The sequence below is a fragment of the Streptomyces bluensis genome (assembly GCF_014650715.1).
Lineage (GTDB): Bacteria > Actinomycetota > Actinomycetes > Streptomycetales > Streptomycetaceae > Streptomyces > Streptomyces bluensis.
Map to the genome: position 1 here is coordinate 1 of NZ_BMVM01000048.1, position 1,406 is coordinate 1,406.

Genomic DNA, 1,406 nt, shown 5'->3' on the forward strand with positions numbered 1-1,406 from the left:
TCCACCCGTTACCGGGCTTCCAGACCTGGCCTATCAACCCAGTCGTCTACTGGGAGCCTTACCCTCTTAAAGAGGTGGGAGTCCTCATCTCGAAGCAGGCTTCCCGCTTAGATGCTTTCAGCGGTTATCCCTCCCGAACGTAGCCAACCAGCCATGCCCTTGGCAGAACAACTGGCACACCAGAGGTTCGTCCGTCCCGGTCCTCTCGTACTAGGGACAGCCCTTCTCAAGACTCCTACGCGCACAGCGGATAGGGACCGAACTGTCTCACGACGTTCTAAACCCAGCTCGCGTACCGCTTTAATGGGCGAACAGCCCAACCCTTGGGACCGACTCCAGCCCCAGGATGCGACGAGCCGACATCGAGGTGCCAAACCATCCCGTCGATATGGACTCTTGGGGAAGATCAGCCTGTTATCCCCGGGGTACCTTTTATCCGTTGAGCGACGGCGCTTCCACAAGCCACCGCCGGATCACTAGTCCCGACTTTCGTCCCTGCTCGACCCGTCGGTCTCACAGTCAAGCTCCCTTGTGCACTTACACTCAACACCTGATTACCAACCAGGCTGAGGGAACCTTTGGGCGCCTCCGTTACCCTTTAGGAGGCAACCGCCCCAGTTAAACTACCCATCAGACACTGTCCCTGATCCGGATCACGGACCCAGGTTAGACATCCAGCACGACCAGACTGGTATTTCAACGACGACTCCACATGAACTGGCGTCCACGCTTCAAAGTCTCCCAGCTATCCTACACAAGCCGAACCGAACACCAATATCAAACTGTAGTAAAGGTCCCGGGGTCTTTCCGTCCTGCTGCGCGAAACGAGCATCTTTACTCGTAGTGCAATTTCACCGGGCCTATGGTTGAGACAGTCGAGAAGTCGTTACGCCATTCGTGCAGGTCGGAACTTACCCGACAAGGAATTTCGCTACCTTAGGATGGTTATAGTTACCACCGCCGTTTACTGGCGCTTAAGTTCTCAGCTTCGCCCACCCGAAAGTGAGCTAACCGGTCCCCTTAACGTTCCAGCACCGGGCAGGCGTCAGTCCGTATACATCGCCTTACGGCTTCGCACGGACCTGTGTTTTTAGTAAACAGTCGCTTCTCGCTGGTCTCTGCGGCCACCCCCAGCTCACGGAGTAAACCCGATCACCAGGAATGGCCCCCCTTCTCCCGAAGTTACGGGGGCATTTTGCCGAGTTCCTTAACCATAGTTCACCCGAACGCCTCGGTATTCTCTACCAGACCACCTGAGTCGGTTTAGGGTACGGGCCGCCATAAAACTCGCTAGAGGCTTTTCTCGACAGCATAGGATCATCCACTTCACCACAATCGGCTCGGCATCAGGTCTCAGCCTTGTGTGATCCGGATTTGCCTAGATCACGGCCTACACCCTTACCCCG

1 rRNA gene is annotated in these 1,406 nt (G+C 56.1%); it reads right to left on the bottom strand.

Features of this window, described 5'->3' with window-relative positions:
* Positions 1-1,406 (bottom strand): 23S ribosomal RNA (locus tag IE262_RS39035); the annotation flags it as partial.